This is a genomic window from Vibrio sp. SBT000027 (assembly GCF_963894355.1).
Taxonomy (GTDB): Bacteria; Pseudomonadota; Gammaproteobacteria; order Enterobacterales; family Vibrionaceae; genus Vibrio; species Vibrio splendidus.
Genome location: NZ_CAWQGD010000004.1, coordinates 101,676 through 122,761, shown reverse-complemented (window position 1 = coordinate 122,761; position 21,086 = coordinate 101,676). Strand labels below are relative to the sequence as shown.

General features: G+C 45.7%; 17 protein-coding genes and 15 tRNA genes. 12 read left to right on the top strand and 20 right to left on the bottom strand.

All coding sequences use genetic code 11. From position 1 onward, the window contains the following. Nucleotides 1-60: 60 nt before the first annotated feature. The 16 genes from AACU28_RS10465 to orn form a co-directional block, all read right to left on the bottom strand. Nucleotides 61-136: transfer RNA gene (locus AACU28_RS10465), tRNA-Gly, on the bottom strand. 77 nt (nucleotides 137-213) lie between these two features. After that, a tRNA-Met gene (locus tag AACU28_RS10460) sits at nucleotides 214-290 on the bottom strand. Nucleotides 291-351: 61 nt separating this feature from the next. Further along, nucleotides 352-427 (bottom strand) — tRNA-Gly (locus AACU28_RS10455). A gap of 75 nt (nucleotides 428-502) precedes the next feature. Continuing rightward, nucleotides 503-579, bottom strand: a tRNA-Met gene (locus AACU28_RS10450). Between the two features lie 103 nt (nucleotides 580-682). Beyond that, nucleotides 683-758: transfer RNA gene (locus AACU28_RS10445), tRNA-Gly, on the bottom strand. Nucleotides 759-817: 59 nt separating this feature from the next. Beyond that, nucleotides 818-894 (bottom strand) — tRNA-Met (locus AACU28_RS10440). 61 nt (nucleotides 895-955) lie between these two features. Beyond that, nucleotides 956-1,031, bottom strand: a tRNA-Gly gene (locus AACU28_RS10435). Nucleotides 1,032-1,106: 75 nt separating this feature from the next. Beyond that, nucleotides 1,107-1,183 (bottom strand) — tRNA-Met (locus tag AACU28_RS10430). 61 nt (nucleotides 1,184-1,244) lie between these two features. Next, nucleotides 1,245-1,320 (bottom strand) — tRNA-Gly (locus AACU28_RS10425). A 75-nt stretch (nucleotides 1,321-1,395) separates the two neighbouring features. Beyond that, a tRNA-Met gene (locus AACU28_RS10420) sits at nucleotides 1,396-1,472 on the bottom strand. A 61-nt stretch (nucleotides 1,473-1,533) separates the two neighbouring features. After that, nucleotides 1,534-1,609 (bottom strand) — tRNA-Gly (locus AACU28_RS10415). A gap of 76 nt (nucleotides 1,610-1,685) precedes the next feature. Next, nucleotides 1,686-1,762: transfer RNA gene (locus AACU28_RS10410), tRNA-Met, on the bottom strand. 61 nt (nucleotides 1,763-1,823) lie between these two features. Next, nucleotides 1,824-1,899: transfer RNA gene (locus AACU28_RS10405), tRNA-Gly, on the bottom strand. Nucleotides 1,900-1,954: 55 nt separating this feature from the next. Then, nucleotides 1,955-2,031 (bottom strand) — tRNA-Met (locus tag AACU28_RS10400). Nucleotides 2,032-2,091: 60 nt separating this feature from the next. After that, a tRNA-Gly gene (locus AACU28_RS10395) sits at nucleotides 2,092-2,167 on the bottom strand. A gap of 179 nt (nucleotides 2,168-2,346) precedes the next feature. After that, entirely contained in the window at nucleotides 2,347-2,892 is a 546-nt protein-coding gene (gene orn, locus AACU28_RS10390) for an oligoribonuclease (protein WP_004733351.1), read from the bottom strand. 149 nt (nucleotides 2,893-3,041) lie between these two features. Between orn and rsgA the strand changes: the two genes are divergently transcribed. From rsgA to AACU28_RS10365, 5 genes are all read left to right on the top strand, one after another. Next, on the top strand, nucleotides 3,042-4,097 hold the full coding sequence (gene rsgA / locus AACU28_RS10385; protein ID WP_004733350.1) for a small ribosomal subunit biogenesis GTPase RsgA: 1,056 nt from the start codon (nucleotides 3,042-3,044) through the stop codon (nucleotides 4,095-4,097). A 125-nt stretch (nucleotides 4,098-4,222) separates the two neighbouring features. Beyond that, nucleotides 4,223-5,134, top strand: a complete 912-nt coding sequence (asd, locus tag AACU28_RS10380) for an archaetidylserine decarboxylase (RefSeq protein WP_121602925.1) — start codon at nucleotides 4,223-4,225, stop codon at nucleotides 5,132-5,134. Nucleotides 5,135-5,431: 297 nt separating this feature from the next. Continuing rightward, nucleotides 5,432-6,847 carry an SLC13 family permease gene (locus AACU28_RS10375; protein ID WP_102454322.1) on the top strand — a complete coding sequence of 472 codons (1,416 nt, stop codon included), beginning with the start codon at nucleotides 5,432-5,434 and terminating at the stop codon, nucleotides 6,845-6,847. 283 nt (nucleotides 6,848-7,130) lie between these two features. After that, nucleotides 7,131-9,011 carry a methyl-accepting chemotaxis protein gene (locus AACU28_RS10370; protein WP_121602924.1) on the top strand — a complete coding sequence of 627 codons (1,881 nt, stop codon included), beginning with the start codon at nucleotides 7,131-7,133 and terminating at the stop codon, nucleotides 9,009-9,011. 191 nt (nucleotides 9,012-9,202) lie between these two features. Then, complete coding sequence (locus AACU28_RS10365) at nucleotides 9,203-10,090, top strand: DMT family transporter (protein ID WP_016799445.1); 888 nt, start codon at nucleotides 9,203-9,205, stop codon at nucleotides 10,088-10,090. A 134-nt stretch (nucleotides 10,091-10,224) separates the two neighbouring features. Here the strand turns inward: AACU28_RS10365 and epmA are convergent, their stop codons facing one another. Continuing rightward, nucleotides 10,225-11,196, bottom strand: a complete 972-nt coding sequence (gene epmA, locus AACU28_RS10360; RefSeq protein ID WP_121602923.1) for an elongation factor P--(R)-beta-lysine ligase — start codon at nucleotides 11,194-11,196, stop codon at nucleotides 10,225-10,227. A 451-nt stretch (nucleotides 11,197-11,647) separates the two neighbouring features. On the opposite strand from epmA, the gene frdA reads away from it, so the two are divergent. From frdA to frdD, 4 genes are read left to right on the top strand one after another with little or no spacing between them, the layout of a single operon-like run. Then, complete coding sequence (gene frdA / locus AACU28_RS10355; RefSeq protein ID WP_017096120.1) at nucleotides 11,648-13,471, top strand: fumarate reductase (quinol) flavoprotein subunit; 1,824 nt, start codon at nucleotides 11,648-11,650, stop codon at nucleotides 13,469-13,471. After that, entirely contained in the window at nucleotides 13,471-14,235 is a 765-nt protein-coding gene (locus AACU28_RS10350; protein ID WP_004733343.1) for a succinate dehydrogenase/fumarate reductase iron-sulfur subunit, read from the top strand. Before frdA ends, AACU28_RS10350 begins: the two co-directional genes overlap by 1 nt. 1 nt (nucleotide 14,236) lies before the next feature. Continuing rightward, on the top strand, nucleotides 14,237-14,620 hold the full coding sequence (gene frdC, locus AACU28_RS10345; protein ID WP_121602922.1) for a fumarate reductase subunit FrdC: 384 nt from the start codon (nucleotides 14,237-14,239) through the stop codon (nucleotides 14,618-14,620). A gap of 11 nt (nucleotides 14,621-14,631) precedes the next feature. After that, the gene (gene frdD / locus AACU28_RS10340) at nucleotides 14,632-15,018 is read left to right on the top strand and encodes a fumarate reductase subunit FrdD (protein ID WP_054547900.1); all 387 of its coding nucleotides are present in this window, start codon (nucleotides 14,632-14,634) and stop codon (nucleotides 15,016-15,018) included. Between the two features lie 584 nt (nucleotides 15,019-15,602). Here the strand turns inward: frdD and efp are convergent. Next, nucleotides 15,603-16,169 (bottom strand): elongation factor P, encoded by a 567-nt coding sequence (gene efp / locus AACU28_RS10335; protein WP_004733338.1) that lies wholly within the window; start codon nucleotides 16,167-16,169, stop codon nucleotides 15,603-15,605. Between the two features lie 33 nt (nucleotides 16,170-16,202). Between efp and epmB the strand changes: the two genes are divergently transcribed. From epmB to AACU28_RS10320, 3 genes are all read left to right on the top strand, one after another. After that, on the top strand, nucleotides 16,203-17,225 hold the full coding sequence (gene epmB, locus AACU28_RS10330; RefSeq protein WP_121602921.1) for an EF-P beta-lysylation protein EpmB: 1,023 nt from the start codon (nucleotides 16,203-16,205) through the stop codon (nucleotides 17,223-17,225). Nucleotides 17,226-17,238: 13 nt separating this feature from the next. Next, nucleotides 17,239-17,757, top strand: a complete 519-nt coding sequence (locus tag AACU28_RS10325; RefSeq protein WP_102572174.1) for a prepilin-type N-terminal cleavage/methylation domain-containing protein — start codon at nucleotides 17,239-17,241, stop codon at nucleotides 17,755-17,757. 105 nt (nucleotides 17,758-17,862) lie between these two features. Continuing rightward, entirely contained in the window at nucleotides 17,863-18,351 is a 489-nt protein-coding gene (locus tag AACU28_RS10320) for an MgtC/SapB family protein (protein WP_004733333.1), read from the top strand. 65 nt (nucleotides 18,352-18,416) lie between these two features. Here AACU28_RS10320 and AACU28_RS10315 read toward each other — a convergent pair whose 3' ends face one another. Further along, a complete protein-coding gene (locus AACU28_RS10315; protein ID WP_019350854.1) occupies nucleotides 18,417-19,895 on the bottom strand; it encodes a sensor domain-containing diguanylate cyclase in 1,479 nt (492 codons plus the stop codon). 240 nt (nucleotides 19,896-20,135) lie between these two features. Continuing rightward, nucleotides 20,136-20,693 (bottom strand): VC2662 family protein, encoded by a 558-nt coding sequence (locus AACU28_RS10310; protein ID WP_004733330.1) that lies wholly within the window; start codon nucleotides 20,691-20,693, stop codon nucleotides 20,136-20,138. Between the last annotated feature and the right edge of the window lie 393 nt (nucleotides 20,694-21,086).

The following is a 21,086-nucleotide window of genomic DNA, read 5'->3' as shown; positions in this document are numbered from 1 at the left end:
ACGTTAAGTACAATGAAACTAAACCATTTTCATCTTCAGCATAAAGCGTGAGATAGAATTTGGAGCGATACATCGGGTTCGAACCGATGACCTCAACCTTGGCAAGGTTGCGCTCTACCAACTGAGCTAGTATCGCATTAGTTAACCGTTAATACTGTCTGCTAAGAAGCTAAGCGCTTACTGAAAGGCAGTGTACAACGTGTAACTGTAATGTGGTTGCGGGAGCCGGATTTGAACCGACGACCTTCGGGTTATGAGCCCGACGAGCTACCAAACTGCTCCATCCCGCGTCCGGATGCATTATTTGAGTTAATGACTCTATATTCCCAACATCAATCCTAAGAAAGAAATTGGAGCGATACATCGGGTTCGAACCGATGACCTCAACCTTGGCAAGGTTGCGCTCTACCAGCTGAGCTAGTATCGCTTAGTTAACCGTTAAACTTGTCTGCTAGAAACTAAGTTCTTACTGCAAAGAAGCTATCAACGTTTAGCTGTAATGTGGTTGCGGGAGCCGGATTTGAACCGACGACCTTCGGGTTATGAGCCCGACGAGCTACCAAACTGCTCCATCCCGCGTCCGGATGTTTCTCTTTTCGCATCATTACCGTTTAAGACAATGAGACTAAACCATTTTCATTCTGAGTACTTTCTCTAGGAGATGACTTCTAAGAACTGAATTTGGAGCGATACATCGGGTTCGAACCGATGGCCTCAACCTTGGCAAGGTTGCGCTCTACCAACTGAGCTAGTATCGCATAAGCTAACCGTTCATCTTGTCTGCTAAGAAGCATCAAGCCAACGTTCAACTGTAATGTGGTTGCGGGAGCCGGATTTGAACCGACGACCTTCGGGTTATGAGCCCGACGAGCTACCAAACTGCTCCATCCCGCGTCCGGATGCATTATTTAAGTTAATGACTCTATATTCCCAACATCAATCCTAAGAAAGAAATTGGAGCGATACATCGGGTTCGAACCGATGACCTCAACCTTGGCAAGGTTGCGCTCTACCAGCTGAGCTAGTATCGCTTAGTTAACCGTTAAACTTGTCTGCTAGAAACTAAGTTCTTACTGCAAAGAAGTGATCAACGTTTAGCTGTAATGTGGTTGCGGGAGCCGGATTTGAACCGACGACCTTCGGGTTATGAGCCCGACGAGCTACCAAACTGCTCCATCCCGCGTCCGGATGCATTATTTAAGTTAATGACTCTATATTCCCAACATCAATCCTAAGAAAGAAATTGGAGCGATACATCGGGTTCGAACCGATGACCTCAACCTTGGCAAGGTTGCGCTCTACCAGCTGAGCTAGTATCGCTTAGTTAACCGTTAAACTTGTCTGCTAGAAGCTAAGTTCTTACTGCAAAGAAGCTATCAACGTTTAGCTGTAATGTGGTTGCGGGAGCCGGATTTGAACCGACGACCTTCGGGTTATGAGCCCGACGAGCTACCAAACTGCTCCATCCCGCGTCCGGATGCATTATTTAAGTTAATGACTCTATATTCCCAACATCAATCCTAAGAAAGAAATTGGAGCGATACATCGGGTTCGAACCGATGACCTCAACCTTGGCAAGGTTGCGCTCTACCAACTGAGCTAGTATCGCATAAGCTAACCGTTCATCTTTTCTGCTCAAAACTAAGTTTTTACTGCAAAGAAGCTATCAACGTCTAACTGTAATGTGGTTGCGGGAGCCGGATTTGAACCGACGACCTTCGGGTTATGAGCCCGACGAGCTACCAAACTGCTCCATCCCGCGTCCGGATGCATTATTTAAGTTAATGACTCTATATTCCCAACATCAATCCTAAGAAAGAAATTGGAGCGATACATCGGGTTCGAACCGATGACCTCAACCTTGGCAAGGTTGCGCTCTACCAACTGAGCTAGTATCGCATTAGCTAATCGCTGCTCTTACTGCCTTGGCAATAAATGGCGCTTAACTGTAATGTGGTTGCGGGAGCCGGATTTGAACCGACGACCTTCGGGTTATGAGCCCGACGAGCTACCAAACTGCTCCATCCCGCGTCCGGATGCATTGTTTAAGTCAATGAGTCTATTTCCCAACATCAATCCTAAGAAAGAAATTGGAGCGATACATCGGGTTCGAACCGATGACCTCAACCTTGGCAAGGTTGCGCTCTACCAACTGAGCTAGTATCGCAATCTGAAACGTCTTTCGTCGTTCAGGGCTGCGAATTATAAGAGCATTTTTTTGTGATGCAAGTCCTTAATGCAAAATTACGAAAGTTTTTACTCAACTGCTGTAAAAGCACGCAGATTTGCAAAAAAATCAGCTCTTATGTCCCTGAAAAGTTAGATAAACGTGATCATTTGATCTGATTAGATGTTAATAATCGTTTTTCGGTAGTACTGCAGTTCAGCGATCGACTCACGAATATCATCCAACGCAAGGTGACTTCCCGACTTTGAAAAACCATCGAGTACTTCGGGTTTCCAGCGACGAGTCAGCTCTTTCAGGGTACTTACATCGACATAACGGTAATGGAAGTACTCTTCCAACTCTGGCATGTGTTTGTATAAGAAACGGCGATCTTGGCCAATGCTGTTACCACAAATCGGTGATTTGCCTTTTGGTACCCACTTCTCAAGAAACTCAATCGTTTGTTGAATAGCCTCTTGCTCTGAAACCGTGCTTTCTTGAATTCGTTTCACTAGGCCGCTGCCGGTGTGGGTGGTTGTACACCACTCGTCCATCTTGTCCAATTCACTCTGAGGTTGGTGAATAGCCAAAACAGGTCCTTCAGCCAGGATGTTAAGCTCACTATCAGTAACGATAGTAGCAATTTCAATGATTTTATGAGTTTCAGGATCAAGTCCCGTCATCTCTAGATCAACCCAAATCAGGTTCTGATCGCTAAAGGACATAAGGCGTCGCCTATTTGTTTATGTATAAAAGAGGTACTATACCCAAATAACTATACTCAAACTAGCTTTAGGGCCATCGAAATCAATGGTACCAACAACATTCCGTTTGAGTCCTCAATCATCAAGTTAGATGTGTTAAGTGAAAAATTGTGGCTAAAAAAAAGAAGTTAACCAAAGGTCAAGTGCGTCGTGTACGTAGCAACCAGAACAAGCGACTCAAGAAAGAAGATTCTATCCAGTGGGATGAGAACATGCTTGGCGGAACAAAAAGCGGACTCGTAATTACGCGCTTTGGCCAACATGCCGATATCGAAGATCTTGAAACCAACGAAGTTCACCGTTGTAACTTACGCCGCAGTATTGAAACGTTAGTTTCTGGAGACAAAGTCATTTGGCGCGCAGGGCTTGAATCAATGGCCGGCATCTCTGGTGTTGTAGAAGCCGTTGAGCCAAGAACATCAATGCTAACTCGCCCTGATTACTACGACGGCCTAAAACCGGTTGCTGCTAACGTTGACCAAATGGTTATCGTTTCAGCTGTACTGCCAGAGCTATCACTTAATATCATCGACCGTTACTTGATCGCCTCTGAAACGGTGAATATTGCCCCTTTAGTTGTGCTCAATAAAGTCGACTTGCTGACAGAACAACAAATTAGCGAATACCGCGAAACGCTGAAAATATACGAGAAAATCGGCTATAAAGTCATGTTCGTCAGTAAAGAGTCGGGTTACGGCATCAAAGAGTTGGAAGCCGAACTGAAAGATCGTATCAACATTTTCGTTGGTCAATCTGGCGTAGGTAAATCCAGCGTAGTGAATGCACTCATGCCAACATTAGACATTGAAGAAGGCGCGGTTTCTGAAAACTCAGGACTGGGTCAACACACTACGACTGCAGCGCGTTTGTATCACTTCCCTTCTGGTGGTGATCTTATCGATTCTCCAGGGGTACGTGAATTCGGCCTATGGCATTTAGAACCCGATGAAGTCACTGATGCTTTCATTGAATTCAAACCATACCTAGGTGGTTGTAAATTCCGTGACTGTAAACACAATGACGATCCTGGATGCCTTCTACGTGAAGCCGTTGAAGACGGTAAAATTAGCCGCTTACGTTTTGCTAGCTACCATCGCATTATTGAAACAATGGCTGACAACAAAGATAACCGTCAGTACTCACGCAGCAAGAAAGCCGATCTCTAATCGCGTTTTTGTGAACAAATGTGTGCATTTACTGACAATTGGCGCGAATTTAAGTAACATCTCGCGCCCTAAACCGTCATCGACAGATTTAATTGAAAAACAATTAGCATTGGAAAATTAATACAATGGATAAGATTAAAGTTGGATTGCAGTACTGGATCCCACAACATGGATTAACTCGCCTAGTCGGCAAACTTGCGTCTGCTAAAGCGGGCGGCTTAACGACAGCGATCATCAACTGGTTCATCAAGCAATACAAAGTGAACATGGATGAAGCTCTGCATAGCGATCCAAAACACTTTAAAACATTCAATGAATTCTTCGTGCGTGAATTGAAAGAAGGCATGCGTCCTATCGCTGAAGGTGAGTCTGTTATTGTTCACCCTGCAGATGCACGTGTAAGCCAATTTGGCCCAATTACTGACGGTCAACTGATTCAAGCTAAAAACCATAACTACTCAGCTCGTGAGCTATTGGGTGGTGATGCTGCTCTAGCGGATGAATTTAAAGACGGCGAATTCGCAACGCTTTACTTGTCGCCAAGTGATTACCATCGCGTGCACATGCCATGTGACGGCACACTGCGTCAGATGATCTACGTTCCGGGTGACCTTTTCTCAGTTAACCCGTTAACGGCAGAGAACGTTCCAAACCTATTCGCACGTAACGAGCGTGTGGTTTGTATCTTTGATACTGAGTTTGGCCCAATGGCACAAGTGCTGGTTGGCGCAACTATCGTTGGCAGCATCGAGCAAGTATGGGCTGGCACCATTACTCCACCTCGTGGTAACTCAGTTTACAAATGGGATTACCCTGCACAAGGTGATACAGCTGTCGTCTTGAAGAAAGGCGAAGAGATGGGTCGCTTTAAGCTTGGTTCAACGGTTATCAACCTGTTCGCTAAAGACGCAATCAAGTTTGACGAAACGATGCAAAATGGTGAGAAAACCGTTCTAGGCACCCCTTTCGCGCATATTGCGGGCAAAGACGTTGAGACTGAAGCTGTTGATTCAACAGAGAACACAGACCAAGTCTAACTCTCTGAGTTAACTTAGTAAGCTTTAAGGGCGCGTTAGTTTTCTATTTTTAGAGAATAACGCGCCTTTTTCTTATCTAGTTCGAGACATTTCCCTTAAAGATTTCAACAAATCTAACTACCGATAACCTTATTCTCAACGAGCAGTACGTCGAATTACCAAGAAAAAAGATTGACCAAAAACAAAACAACTGTCGAAACCTTAAACAACTTTCCGATTTTACAACCCGTCTCCAAGTACCAAAAAACCAGATAACTTACTCTATTTGAAGATATTTTATTCATAGGGTCTTTGTACATGCCTAAACTCAATGTTGGCGTTCTGGCCAAGCTGTTGATTTGTTTTGCGATTCCCTTGGGCGTGTTATTCATGCCGATAGATTCAATACCAATCGATGATCTCACGCTGATTCAACACCGCTTGTTGGCAATATTCTTGTTGGCTGCTCTACTGTGGGTGCTTGAACCTGTTCCGGTATTCGCCACTTCCATTTTGATCATAGCACTTGAACTGGTGATGATTTCTGACAAAGGCTTACACCTATTTAGAAATCCACCAGCGGGACACGATCTCGGTGAGTTAATCAAATATACCGACATATTCGGTGCATTTTCGTCACCAATCATCATCCTCTTCATGGGTGGTTTCGCTCTTGCGATATCCGCATCCAAATACGAACTCGACAACAACTTAGCGCGAGTATTACTCAAACCATTTGGTACAGAACCACGCTTCATTATGCTCGGCTTAATGCTGATCACCGCCGTGTTCTCAATGTTCATGTCAAATACCGCAACGACGGTAATGATGCTCGCACTGCTAGGTCCAATCGTGGCGTCAGCACCAAAAGGCGACATGGGCATCAAGGCGTTGGTGTTGTGTATTCCAATTGCTGCTAACACCGGTGGTATCGCGACACCAATCGGTACACCACCCAATGCCATCGCACTGCAATACCTGACGGGTGAGAACAGTATCGACTTCCTTAGCTGGATGATGATGGGCTTACCCTTTGTGATCATCCAACTGACCATCGCTTGGTTTCTCCTACAAAAACTCTTCCCTTCTAAAGAAAGAAATATGGTGCTCAAGCTTGATGGTCAATTTAGAAAAAGTTGGCGAGCGATTGTGGTTTACATCACCTTCGCTGCGACAATCTTATTGTGGATGACCACCAAACTGCACGGCATGAACACTTATGTGGTGTCTATCATTCCATTGGCGGTGTTCACTCTCACCGGCATCATGGGCAAAGAAGAGCTCAAGCTGATTAACTGGGATGTGTTGTGGCTAGTAGCCGGTGGTATTGCGATTGGTATAGGACTCGATAAAACAGGCTTAGCCGTGGCACTCGCACACGCGATTGATTATGAGTCGCTCTCACCAACAGCGGTAGTGCTAACGTTATCCATCGTATGCTGGTTAATGGCGAACTTCATGTCAAACACCGCAACGGCCAACTTACTGATGCCGATCGCCGCTGCGATTGGTGCATCAATGGAAAGCTTGGTTGCGATCGGAGGCCTGCAAGGACTACTGGTTGTGGTCGCTTTCTCTGCATCGCTAGGTATGATTTTACCCGTATCGACACCACCAAACTCGTTGGCCTACTCGACCGGGCTTATCGAAAGTAAAGACATGGCGAAGATGGGGATTATCTTAGGGATTGTCGGCTTGCTGATGGTCTACCTCGCACTGTTTATTATCACCTAGCACGTTAGCTTATTATCACCTAGCACGTTAGCTTTTCACTACAACCCTCCAGATAGCAATCATGATTTCGCTATCTGGAGGGTTTATCAGTTTTTAATCGATAGATAATTGTGATTCTACTTCACGGTTTATTAAAAATAACGATAAGTCATTTTAAATTTTTGATTTTAAACACATTTACCAACATCAAGACAACGGCACTATACACGCATCAGAGACACACCAATTCACCATCAAGTACGTCACTGTAATTAGGTTTTTGTCTAATAGAGAGGAATAGACCTTGAGACATACTATTAAGTTTAAAATTCAGATCGCGATTGCGGTCATTATCGCCGTCGTGAGTGGCGCTCAAGCCTGGATATCAGTTAATCAGCTCACTCAAGAAACCGAGGTCGCGATTAACCAAGAAATGAAAAATGTCAGTGTTGGCACCACCAATTACATTGCCGATTGGCTCTCAATCCGCAGTGATATGATGCTTGCCAATGAATCGACTATTTCAAGTAGTAGCAACTCTGATCGCGAGTTATTAATCACCAAGCAAGCCGGACAATTCTTGTCTGTTTATGCAGGATTCAGCGATGGCACGATCGCCTATGGCGACAAAGGTGAAGATTGGCCAACAGGCTACGACCCGCGCACTCGCCCTTGGTATAAAGATGCAAACGCAACATCAGACCTCATCATTACCGAACCTTATCAGGACTTTGACGGCAGCATTGTCATCAGCTTTGCGAAAGCATTCAATGGCGATAGACAAGGTGTTCTCGCGGCCGATCTAACCGTAACCAGCATTATCGATACGGTTCTCAATGTAAAACTGGATAACGATGGCTTTGCGTTTTTAGTCGACGGCAATAACAACATTGTGGCCTACAGTGATGAAGAACTGAGTCAAAAACCACTGACCAGTTTGAATCCAGAACTCACAACCAACAAGGTGTCACAACTGCTCCAAGACCAAATGATCACCACTCTCACTTGGCCGGGTCAAGGCGATAAGCTGGTCTATATTGCCAATGTCCCGAACACCGATTGGTCGTTAGGTATTGTTATCGATAAAGAAATGGCGTTTTCTGCAGTATCCGATGCCATTCAATTCATCACGCTGACCTCTTTGGTGTTGTACATCATCATTTCAATTGCGAGCACAATGGTGATCAACCGCCTACTTTCTCCATTACAAACCTTGTCTGAAGCCTTAACTCAGCTCGCTCAAGGCAGAGGTGACCTCACTCAGCGCATTGATATCACACGTATGGATGAGATTGGCAAACTTGCCGAGCTCGTGAACCAGTTCTTAAGCCAGATGCAAAGCATGTTGAAGGGCGTAATAGAGCACAGCCACGATTTAAACAACCATGCAGAGAAAGCCAATCAACTGGCGACCCAATCTTCGATTAGCGTTGAGAATCAACAAAACGATATCAACCAAATTGCGACCGCGATTCATGAGATGTCCGCCACCGCAGCCGAAGTGGCTAGCCATGCCGAATTAACGGCATCCGCTTCTCAAGCATCCGCTACCGCTTGTAACGAAGGCCAAGAGGTCATCCAACAAAACCGCGATGCGATTACTGGCTTGGCGACTCAAGTTGAAGACGCCGCCAATGTGATTCGTGAATTAGAGAGCAATGCTCAAAGCATCAACCAGATCCTCTCCACCATTCAAGGCATTGCCGAACAGACTAACCTGTTGGCATTGAATGCGGCGATTGAAGCTGCTCGTGCAGGTGAACAAGGTCGTGGATTTGCGGTTGTGGCCGATGAAGTGCGCGTGCTCAGCCAAAGAACGCATGGCTCGACCGAAGAAATCCGCGTGATGATTGATACGCTGCAGAAGAATACCGAACATGCCGTTGAAAGCATGACCACCAGCACTCAACTGGCAGAGAACAGTGTTGGCTTCGCAGAACAAGCCCATGGCAGCCTGACTAAAATCACGCAAGCGATCACTGAAATCAACGACATGGCGCTGCAAATAGCCAGTGCTGCAGAAGAGCAACGCGCGGTCAGCGAAGACATCAGTCGTAATACGCAAGGAATCAAAGACGCCTCCGACGATTTGGCACAACAAGCGGAAAGCAGTCGCAATAGCTCAAATGAAATGAGCAGCGCTGCTGAGTCGATGCGCCAAGATGTAGAGCGCTTTAAGGTATAGCGCTTTGAGGTATAGCGCTTTGAGATATAGCGCGCCTCAAGCAAAGTAAGTTGAACCACGCCAGCAAGCGACAGCTGACATATACTAATAACTGAAACAAAGTCGTTCTTTCATAAGAATCACTTTGTTCTCAGTTCGGTTTGATGCATATTGATGAGCTAATTTATCCCAGACACAAGGATGTTATTCAGATGGGATTCGAATGGTTAGCTCTAGCTGCCGCTTTTCTTTGGGCGATTGCGAGCCTAATGTCAGTAAAGCCTGCTCAACACTTAGGTTCTTTCGCCTATAGCCGCTGGCGAATGGGTTGTACCGCGATCATCTTATCAAGCATGGCTTGGTTTACTGGTGGTTGGTCAAGTGTGGAAGCTGACTTAGTCACGCCGATGATGCTGTCAGGCCTGATTGGCATCTTCATTGGTGATACCGCCCTATTTGCTTGTTTGAACCGAATGGGACCGCGCCAAGCGGGTTTGCTGTTCTCTTGTCACGCCGTGTTCTCGGCGATTCTTGGTTACTTCCTGTTTAGCGAAAGCATGACTTCGGTGGAGCTTATTGGCTCGGCGTTGGTGTTTAGTGGTGTATTAACTGCGATATTCTTTGGTCGTCGTGGCCAAGCGAACAACCAACTCGAAACCATTAAGGGCACGGTGTGGATTGGTGTTGCGTTGGGAATCACCGCCGCGATCTGCCAAGCATTGGGCGGCATTATTGCCAAACCCGTGATGCAAACTAGCATTGACCCAATAGCCGCCTCTGCCATTCGAATGATCACCGCCTTTGTTGCTCACTCACTTTTTCGTTTAACGGGCGCCAAACTTTCACGCGCACTTAACCCAATGAATAAGCAGATATTCGCGATTACCGCGGTTAACGGCTTTTTGGCAATGGCGGTGGGAATGACGCTGATCTTGTACGCGTTGCAAGAAGGCAATGTCGGTATGGTCGCACTGTTATCTTCAACCACGCCCATCATGTTGTTACCAATACTCTGGCTTTACACCAAGCAGAGACCAAATGCCTACGCTTGGATAGGTGCCATTGTTGCCGTAGTGGGTACTGGGATTCTGGTTAGCTAGTAGGCACCGGTATTTTGGTCAGATAGAGCACCGGCATTCTGGTTAGCTAGTGAAGCGGATTGAAAGCTGAGAGTTAATGGTTAACCGTTAATAGCTAAGGACTACTAACTCTCAGTAAAAACAAAAGCAAAAAGCTAAGAGCGTGGGAAAGGAAAAGCCGTCACATCATCGATGTGGTCGTAGCCGAGCGCCAGCATGATCAGACGATCGATACCTAGAGCAACACCGGCACAGTCTGGTAAGCCCGCTTTTAATGCCTCAATCAAGTGATGGTCAATCGGTTGAGGCGATAAGCCCATCTCAATACGTTTGGCATTATCATCTTCAAAGCGCTGAAGTTGTTCTTGTGGTTTATCGAGTTCATGGAAGCCGTTTGCCAATTCAATCCCTTTGAAGTACACCTCAAAGCGATCCGCCACTCGTGGATCATTCGGGTTAATCTTAGCTAACGCTGCTTGTGATGCTGGGAAGTCATAAACAAACGCAGGCACTTGCTGCCCTATCTTAGCTTCAACCCCAATACTAAACAGCAGCTGCAATAACGTGTCGCGGTCTTGTTCTGGATCTGCAATGTCGCTGAGCCCAAGTTTCGCTGCTGCTTGCTTTAGCGTATCCATCGAATCTTCCAGTGGACACACACCCAACACATCAATAAAGGCTTGTTGGTAAGTCATTCGCTGTGCTGAGCCTGATTTAAGCACCTGCTGTAACAGCAAATCCATTTCATCCATCAAGTCATGATGATCAAAGCCAACGCGATACCACTCCAACATAGTGAACTCAGGGTTGTGATAACGGCCATTTTCTTCGTTACGGAAAGACTTACAAATTTGGTAGATACAGCCACTGCCCGCCGCTAACAGTCGTTTCATATGAAACTCTGGGCTCGTCATAAAGAACAGTGGCTGGCCGTGCGCATAACCCGGCCCTACGAATTCAGTTTTGAACGTATGCAAATGCACATCCGTCACCGTGGCGTGACTCATTGCCGGCGTATCCACTTCCATCACGTTTCTTTCTATGAAGAACTGGCGAATTTGATTAAGGATATCAGCACGTTGCTTTAATTGCTTAATGGTTGCGGCGGGTTGCCATGTAGAGTGCATTATTAAGTTCCATATCACTGAATTCTAGGCGACGAAAATTACCACCTTTCGTCTCTTTTGTAAGCTTCTATCTGTCTATTGATGAAAGCAAAATGTTGTTTTAATGAAGCCAGAAAATTACGTTCTACAATACAATTATCAATACAGCTTTCACATCAACATTGATAACGAAAATCATACTCAACAAGCCGTTAACACCCGCCCTGTGGGTTAATCGTTATCAACAATTCATTGCCGTGATTGCAGTCACATAACCTATAATTTCTATGCCTCCATATGCATTACCGACCTAAAAACCCAAATGCATCAATTTTTGAAATGCCTTCCTCTCTTACACTGAACCTACCACTTAAGGCTTAGGGGTGCTAAATGGTTCCTACGATTTAGAACCTCCTAAATAAGCTTTTTATAATAACAAGCGGAATACTCCGCATCACACTGGAGAATAACTGTGAAGACAATTACCACAGATATCGCAGTCATCGGCGCAGGCGGCGCTGGTCTTCGTACAGCTATCGCTGCGGCTGAAGCTAATCCTGAATTGGAAGTAGCACTGATTTCTAAAGTTTACCCAATGCGTTCGCACACGGTAGCAGCAGAAGGCGGTTCAGCAGCAGTAATTAAAGACGAAGATAGCCTAGATAACCACTTCAACGATACTGTTGGCGGTGGCGACTGGCTATGTGAACAGGATGTTGTTGAATACTTTGTTGAAAACTCGACTCGCGAAATGATCCAAATGGAACAATGGGGCTGCCCATGGAGTCGTAAAGAAAACGGTGAAGTAAACGTACGCCGATTCGGCGGTATGAAAGTAGAGAGAACGTGGTTCGCAGCGGATAAAACCGGCTTCCACATGCTTCATACTCTGTTCCAGACTTCGATGAAGTACGACACAATCAAACGATTTGATGAGTACTTTGTGGTGGATTTGATCGTTGAAGATGGCGAAGTACAAGGCCTAATCGCGATTCATATGTCTGAAGGTGAGCTTGTTACGATTAAAGCGAAATCTGTTGTATTAGCAACTGGTGGCGCAGGTCGTGTTTACCACTGTAATACTAACGGCGGCATCGTAACTGGCGACGGCATGGCAATGGCTTATCGCCACGGTGTACCACTGCGTGATATGGAGTTCGTTCAATACCACCCAACAGGCCTACCGGGCACTGGCATCTTGATGACCGAAGGTTGTCGTGGTGAAGGCGGTATCATCGTCAACAAGAACGGCTACCGTTACCTACAAGATTACGGCATGGGCCCTGAAACTCCAGTGGGCGAGCCGAAAAACAAATACATGGAACTGGGTCCTCGTGACAAAGTTTCTCAAGCATTCTGGCACGAGCAGCAGAAAGGCAACACCATCAAGCACCCACTTGGTGATGTCGTACACCTTGACCTTCGCCACCTTGGTGAAGAGTACCTGCAAGAGCGTCTTCCGTTCATCTGTGAGCTTGCAAAAGCGTACGTAAACGTAGACCCAGCAAAAGAGCCAATCCCAATTCGCCCTACCGTTCACTACACCATGGGTGGTATTGAAACTAACGGTACGTGTGAAACTCGCATTAAAGGCCTATTCGCCGTTGGTGAATGTGCTTCAGTTGGCCTACACGGTGCAAACCGCCTAGGGTCTAACTCTCTGGCTGAGTTCGTCGTATTTGGCCGCGTAGCCGGTGAACAAGCCGTGAAACGTGCCGCTGAATTCAAAGGCTGGAACGAAGAAGCTATCGCTAAGCAAATCAAAGCGGTTGAAGATCGTATCGCGGGCATCTTGGCTCAAGAAGGCGATGAGAACTGGGCTGACATCCGTACTGAAATGGGTCACACCATGGAAGCGGGTTGTGGTATCTACCGTCAAGAAGACTTGATGCAAGAAACCATCGACAAAATCACTGAACTGAAAGCGCGCTACAAGAAGATCAGCATTAAAGACAAAGGCAAAGTGTTCAACACTGACCTACTTTACGCTATCGAAGTGGGCTACGGTCTTGAAGTTGCTGAAGCAATGGTTCACTCAGCGATCCTTCGTAAAGAATCTCGCGGTGCACACCAACGTCTAGACGACAACTGCACAGAACGTGATGACGTGAACTTCCTGAAACACTCTCTATCTTTTTACAACGAAGATGCAGCACCAACCATCGACTACAGCGGCGTTAAGATTACTAAATCTCAACCTAAAGCTCGTCTGTACGGTGAAGCAGCCGAGAAAGCCGCTGCCGCTGAAAAAGCAGCAGAAGAGAATGCGAAGAAGAGCGAAGAGGAGCAAGCATAATGTCAGCGAATCGAATCCAAAAAATTGAAATCCTGCGTTATGACCCTGAGCACGATGCAGAACCTCACTTTCAAACCTTTGAAGTTCCGTTTGATGAAACCATGTCAGTACTTGATGCGATCGGTTACATCAAAGATAACCTAGATAAAGACCTGTCTTACCGTTGGTCTTGTCGTATGGCGATTTGTGGTTCTTGCGGCATCATGGTTGATGGCGTGCCAAAACTGGCATGTAAAAGCTTCTTACGTGACTACCCGAATGGCTTCAAGATTGAGCCTTTGGCTAACTTCCCAATCGAGAAAGATTTGATTGTCGACATGACGCCGTTCATCGAGCGCCTTGAAGCAATCAAGCCTTACATCATTGGTAACGACCGCAAGCCAGAAGATGGCACTAACATCCAAACTCCAGAGCAAATGGCGAAGTACAAACAGTTCGCTGGCTGCATCAACTGTGGTTTGTGTTACGCAGCGTGTCCTCAGTTTGGTCTAAACCCTGAGTTCATCGGCCCTGCGGCACTTGCTCTTGCTCACCGCTACAACCTAGATAGCCGTGACAATGGTAAAGCAGAACGTATGAAGCTTATCAATGGCGACAATGGCGCTTGGGGCTGTACGTTTGTAGGTTACTGTTCTGACGTATGTCCGAAGAAAGTAGACCCAGCGGCTGCAGTAAACCAAGGTAAAGTTGAGTCTTCAATGGACTTCGTTATCTCGATGTTTAAACCTGATGGCGAACCGGTTAAAGCGACGGAGGAAGCGTAATATGAGCAATCGTAAACCTTATGTTCGTGAAATGAAGAGAACGTGGTGGAGCAACCATCCGTTCTACCGTTTCTACATGCTACGTGAAGCGACTGTACTGCCTTTGATTCTATTCACTCTGTTCCTAACCTTCGGTTTGGGTTCGCTAGTGAAAGGGCCTGAAGCGTGGGAAGGTTGGTTGAGCTTTATGGCTAACCCTGTCGTTGTTGGTATCAACATCGTGGCACTGCTAGGCAGCTTACTGCACGCTCAGACCTTCTTCAGCATGATGCCTCAAGTAATGCCAATCCGCCTTAGAGGCAAATTGGTAGATAAAAGAATCATCGTACTGACCCAGTGGGCAGCGGTGGCATTTATTTCTTTAATCGTTCTTATGGTGGTGTAAGGAGCTTCGTTATGAACACAAATTACAAAATGAAACCTGTTAACCACGATCCGAAACGCTCTGATGAGCCAATCTGGTGGGGCCTATTCGGCGCTGGCGGTACTTGGTTCGCGATGATCACACCAATCACGATTTTAGTGCTGGGTATCTTAGTGCCAATGGGCATTATCGATGCGGATGCAATGAGCTACGAGCGTGTGTCTGAGTTTGCCACCAGCATTATCGGTGCGTTATTCATCATCGGTACGCTAGCTCTGCCAATGTGGCACGCAATGCACCGTCTTCACCACGGCATGCACGACCTTAAGTTCCACGTCGGCGTTGCAGGTAAAGTGGGCTGCTACTTCGTTGCAGGCCTAATCAGTGCACTGTCTGTTATCTTCATCTTCATGATCTAACAGTTAAGAGCAGATTCGGGATTCGAGTAAACGAGTATCGAAGAGCTTAAGAGCAGATGCGGGATTCGAGTAATCGAGATTCGAAGAGCTAAAAGCAGATACGGGATTCGAGTAATCGAGATTCGAAGAGCTTAAGAGCAGAAAAGCGAAAGCAGAGCTAGGTTATCCAGCTCTGCTTTTTTGTTGTTTGTTGAATATCTTATATCTCTGACTCGGCTCTGATCTTCCTGCTTTTCGTATCTCTCATCCCGCTTACTTTAATCTGCTCTTCCCGCTTTTCGTATCTCACATCTCGTTTACTCAAACCTGCCCTTCCCGCTCTTCGTATCCCGCATCTCGTTTACTCGCATCTGCTCTTCAAGCTCTTCGTATCTCACATCCCGTTTACTCGCATCTGCTCTTCAAGCTCTTCGTATCCCGCATCCCGCTTACTCGTATCTGCTCTTCAAGCTCTTCGCATCCCGCATCTCGATTACTCGCATCTGCTCTTCTGTTTTTCCTGACCGCCAGATACAAAAAAGGCCGCTCATAAGCGACCTTTTCTATTTCACTGAGCCATCCTAAACAAGATGGACACAATCAAATTATTTTACACGACCAACGTATTCGCCAGTACGAGTATCAACTTTAACAACTTCACCGATAGCGATGAATAGAGGTACACGAACAACCGCGCCTGTTGCTAGAGTTGCAGGTTTACCACCCGTACCCTGTGTATCGCCTTTCAGGCCAGGATCAGTTTCAGTTACTGGGATCTCAACAAAGTTTGGCGGAGTAACAGTGATAGGGTTATCATTCCACAACGTTAGAGTACAAACGTCATTTTCAACTAACCATTTTGCTGAATCAGCGACTGCTTTTACGTCTGCTGCGATTTGCTCAAATGTTTCGTTGTTCATGAAGTGGTAGAATTCGCCATCGTTGTATAGGTAGCCTAGTTCAACGTCAACAACATCTGCAAGCTCGAAGCTTTCGCCTGACTTGAATGTTTTCTCTAACACTTTGCCTGACAGCAGTTTACGAAGTTTTACACGGTTAAACGCTTGGCCTTTACCTGGCTTAACGTATTCATTGTCGATAATTGCGCAAGGCTCATTATCTAACATGAATTTTAAACCGCCTTTGAATTCATTGGTGCTTACTGACGCCATGATTTTCTCTTCCACATCTTTGAGTTAATTTCAATGCCGCATATCATAACCCGAAAAGTCGAATCTGTTGAGCAAAACTGGCTCAAACAACTATCGAATGCGATCTCTGACCCGACAAAACTGCTTGAGGCATTGGAAATAGACCCAACACCGTGGCAAGCAGGCTTCGCTGCTCGTGAATTATTTGCACTTCGGGTACCCCTTAGCTTTGTCGAACGAATGGAAAAAGGCAACCCACACGATCCATTACTACGACAGGTTTTACCGCTAAACGAAGAGTTCGAGGTTCATCAAGGCTATTCCGCGGATCCATTGGAAGAGCAAGAAAACGCGATCCCGGGGTTGCTGCACAAATACAAAAATCGTGCACTGATGATTGTAAAAGGAGGTTGCGCGATTAACTGCCGTTACTGCTTCCGTCGTCACTTCCCTTATCAAGATAACAAGGGCTCGAAGTCTGTTTGGCAAACCAGTCTCGACTATGTAACCCAACATCCCGAGATAAACGAAGTGATCTTATCCGGTGGCGACCCGTTGATGGCCAAAGACAGCGAACTCGAATGGCTGATCAATGCCATCGAACAGATTCCGCATGTAAAAACCGTTCGAATTCATAGCCGATTACCGGTTGTGATCCCAGCTCGAGTGACGGATGAACTGTGCCAACTGTTAGCTAACACTCGCCTCAATGTGGTGATGGTCAGCCATATTAATCATGCCAACGAGATTAACTTAGAGCTCAAGCAAGCCTTTCATAAGCTAAAGCAAACTGGGGCCACTCTGCTCAATCAAGGCGTGATGCTAAAAGGTGTAAACAACAGCGCTAACTCATTGAAAGAATTAAGCGAAAAGCTATTCGACGCCGGTGTTTTACCTTACTATATGCATGTACTTGATAAAGTTCAGGGCGCCGCTCATTTCTATATTTCAGATGAAGAAGCCAAGCGTCACTTTAAGGGATTAATCTCTGAGGTTTCTGGCTACCTCGTACCTAAGTTAACTCGTGAAATTGGCGGACGCAGCAGCAAGACGCCACTCGATCTACATATTGAATAAAGAAGTTGCCGAAATGAAGACGTATCCGAAAAACAAGCCATCCTCACACAGAGGTTTTACTATGATCGAGTTGGTCATCGTAATTGTTATTTTAGGCATTATTTCAGTGACTGCGGCGTCGAAATTTCTCAATCTACAGAGTGATGCTCGTATTTCAGCCCTTCAAGGTTTGAGAGGCGGTATGCAAAGTGCTGCTGACATGGTTTACCCGATTGCAATTCAGCAAGGTTTAGAAAAGTTAAGCGCTGCTAAAATTACAATCGAAGGTGACAACATAGAACTTGCATATGGATACCCAGCGGCAGACTCAGCAAATGCTTGGAGTCTGTTGATTGAAAGTACTTTCGCAGATTCCATATTTAATGCGAATGATCCTGCTGAATGGTATTTCCATAATACTTCTAAAGAAATACCATGGATTCGTTTCATGACCAAAAGTAAGAAGAAATCTTCGGAAGACTGCTTCTTACTTTACAACGAAGCAACCTCTTCTTCTGCGCCTAGCTTTGAATTAACAACAAACGGCTGCTAGCTTTTAAGTCACCTCTATCAGTCGTTAAGACAAAAATTTTTTGTTCGATCGTCCGGTCTATTATTAGCATACTCGGCTCTATTCTAAATTTTTAGGAGGGGTGATATGTCACAATTTATAGAACAAACTCTCAACCTTGCCCCCTTTAGCTGGGCAGGTCTTGCGGCATGTATGCTGTGTGGATCGTTGATAGGAATCGAAAGGCAAACACGCGGTAAACCCGTCGGAATCCGAACGTCGATTCTGATCATCAGTGGTACCTATTTCTTCCTCACCATGGCGATTAGCCTATCCCCCAACACGCTCGATCAAGCTCGTGTGCTCGGTCAGATCATTACGGGGGTTGGATTCCTTGGTGCAGGGGTCATGATGACATTGGATGGCAAGATTCATGGTGTGACTTCAGCTGCGATTATCTGGGTACTCGCTGCATTAGGGATGATGATTGCCTTAGGCCATCTCTCTCAGTCTGTCATCATCACGCTAATGGCGCTGGTTATCCTGCTTGGCGTCGACAAGGTGGAAAATAGCTTCCAGAGCCTGCGTCGTGGTGTGCATCAGAAGTGGATGAGAAAAGGCCGCGTGAAGAAGTAACCTCAACCTGAAACAGACATTAAAAAGGCCTAGTCACACGACTAGGCCTTTGTGTATCCAACTAATTAATACACCTGAATACACACCTGGTTCTTACCTGCAGCCTTGGCCTTATAGAGCTGCTCATCCGACGAACGAATACTCTGGTTTTCCCACAAGTGCCCGACACTGTCGAACTTATACAGAGAGTAGAGCGTCGCGCCACCAGACACTGAGATATTCACCTTGTCACCTGTTGGGCATCGATAACTTTGCAGGCTAATGTCGTTTTGAATTCGTTCAAAGATCGACGAAAGCAACTCCGAAGATTCACCCGTGATCGCGACAACAAACTCTTCACCACCAAACCGTGCCACGATATCTTGTTGTCTAACGCTGTTCAGCATCAACTGAGCAACATGGCAAATCACCTCGTCCCCCACTTTATGGCCATGCTGATCATTAACCACTTTGAAATCATCGATATCAAACACACCAACACCAATAATCGGCTGTTCATCCTGAGCCAGTAATCGAGCTTCAAAGCCACGTCGATTCAGTAAGCCCGTTAATGGATCGCGCATTGCTAGGTCATTCAAACGCTGGTGTTCTTGTCTTGTATAAAAACGCCATAGCCATAAAACCGAGAGCAAATACAAAACCAACAGTATCGAAAGCTGAATCTTCTCCATCGCCAATACATGCAGAAAGTGCTCGATCTTATCTTCTTCAATGCTCAGGTATAGCTGGGTGTTAATGTCATCAACATACAGAGGCTTGGAATAAGTAAAGTCCATAAACCCGTACTTGTTTGCGCCTCGAGTACTGGTGACTTTATAACCATGGGTAGGGTTCGATACGAGGTTAGAGACATAGCCATCGACACCCAATACCCCTTTAAACTCGCCATTAACGTAGATCCCTTTGGTTAAGGTCACCACTTTCTTACCTGTTAAGTAATCATCGTATTGACCGGTATACACTACCTGATCTTGCCCCTGAGCTAAGCCAAAGCGAATCGTATTAATCCAATATGGTCGGCTATTTACGACAGAGTCGAACGTATCGCCTTTCATATATTGGGCAATATCGGAGGGAGAAGAGATAATAAACTTCTCTTTTGAAATAAAGTAAATCGCAGAGATGGTCTCTATGGTATTGGCAAAATAAGCCATGGTCGGCGCGATAAACAGGCGCTTCCCCGCCTCGGTATAAAGGTCCGATTTCGGGTCGCACATCTCGCGAGGGCCAGAGAACATAAAGTCAAAGCGAGGGGCATGCTGCTCTTCACTGGTGAAATAGCACGTTTCATCTTCGATCTTTTTCTCATGCGAGAATACGTAGGTGTCACCATGCAGTGGGTAGAGCGCAGTGATGTTGTACTCAAGTGCATTAATGATCTGTGTGAGCTCCGCTAAAGAGCGTGTCACGCCTTGGTTTTCGATTCCATACTGTTTATCTGATTCTTCCGCTGAATCAACGAGCAACAAGCTCAAAACTACTAAAAAACTGGCGGTTAGACTTAAAAAAGCCTTTTTAAAATCGACGGTATGGGGATTAATCAAAGCATATAAATCATCGTTGAGAATTTATCGCACATTGTACTTATAAGTAAAAATACTGCAATAGCAAATATAAAACAGAATGCTTATTGAGTCATTTGAGATATGTGAGTTAGGAATGGAATGGAAAGCAATGACGCCTAAGCTCAAGGGCTTAGGCGTTAATAGGTTTAAACATTGAAAGCTTTAAGCCTTACTAAAAAAAGCAACTCGCCAATAGGGAGTTGAAAGGCTCACTACAATTTACTTAGCAAAGTTCACAATCGGGAAGCACGGGAAGAAACCGTTATCAGCACAGTTGATCAAGCCAATTTGCACGCCTTCGATTTTGTTGGTTTTGTTGAAGATACCAACCTGAACCGTCGACACTTCTGAAAGGTTCGCAGCACCCACATCAACCATAGTGTTGCCTTCAGAGTAGTTTACGAAGCTCACGTTCGCGCCTTTCACATCATTAGTGATGTTCACTGCACCCAAGTTCAAACCTGTCGTTTTTCCTGGGTTCCAGTTGAATATACCCAAAGAAGCACCGGTCATTTCTTGGTTTACTTTATGCGCACCAAAAATACCCAGGTTCACACCCGTCGTGGTTTGTGTTTCTGACATACCCACAACCGCAAGGTCGACACCTTTAACGTCGTTCACTTGTCCGTGAAGCAAAGCCAAGCGTACACCGCCAACCGCATCTGAATCCGGAGCATTGAAGCCGTTGATCGTTGAAAACATAACAGGCGAAGAAGCAAATGCTGCCGGTGCCATTACTGCTGCAGACACAGCAAGTACTGAAAGTAATTTTTTCATTGGGGAGTCTCCACTGACTTATTGTTGACTTGATTAATCCATTTTCAATCAAGCATTTATTATCCTTTATTCAACAGCTATCCATGTTAGATCAATGTCATAACTGTACTGTTGAATATAAGACGCAAAATCATAAAGAGCAATGGAAAAGCAGATCAAAGGAAGATGCGGGATGCGAGTAAACGAGATGCGAAGAGCAAAGGCAGAGATAAAAGCAGAAACGACATGACAAGAACTAAAGGCAGGAGACCTGATGCTTAACTATTCTAGTGACTTGATTAAAGCTCCTAACATGCGTCCGATATGAACCGACGGTTCTCTCGTATCAAAGTCGCTAATATTTCAAGCGAACCAGAAAAATGCTTTCACTCTTTCAGAGTAATATTTGCAACC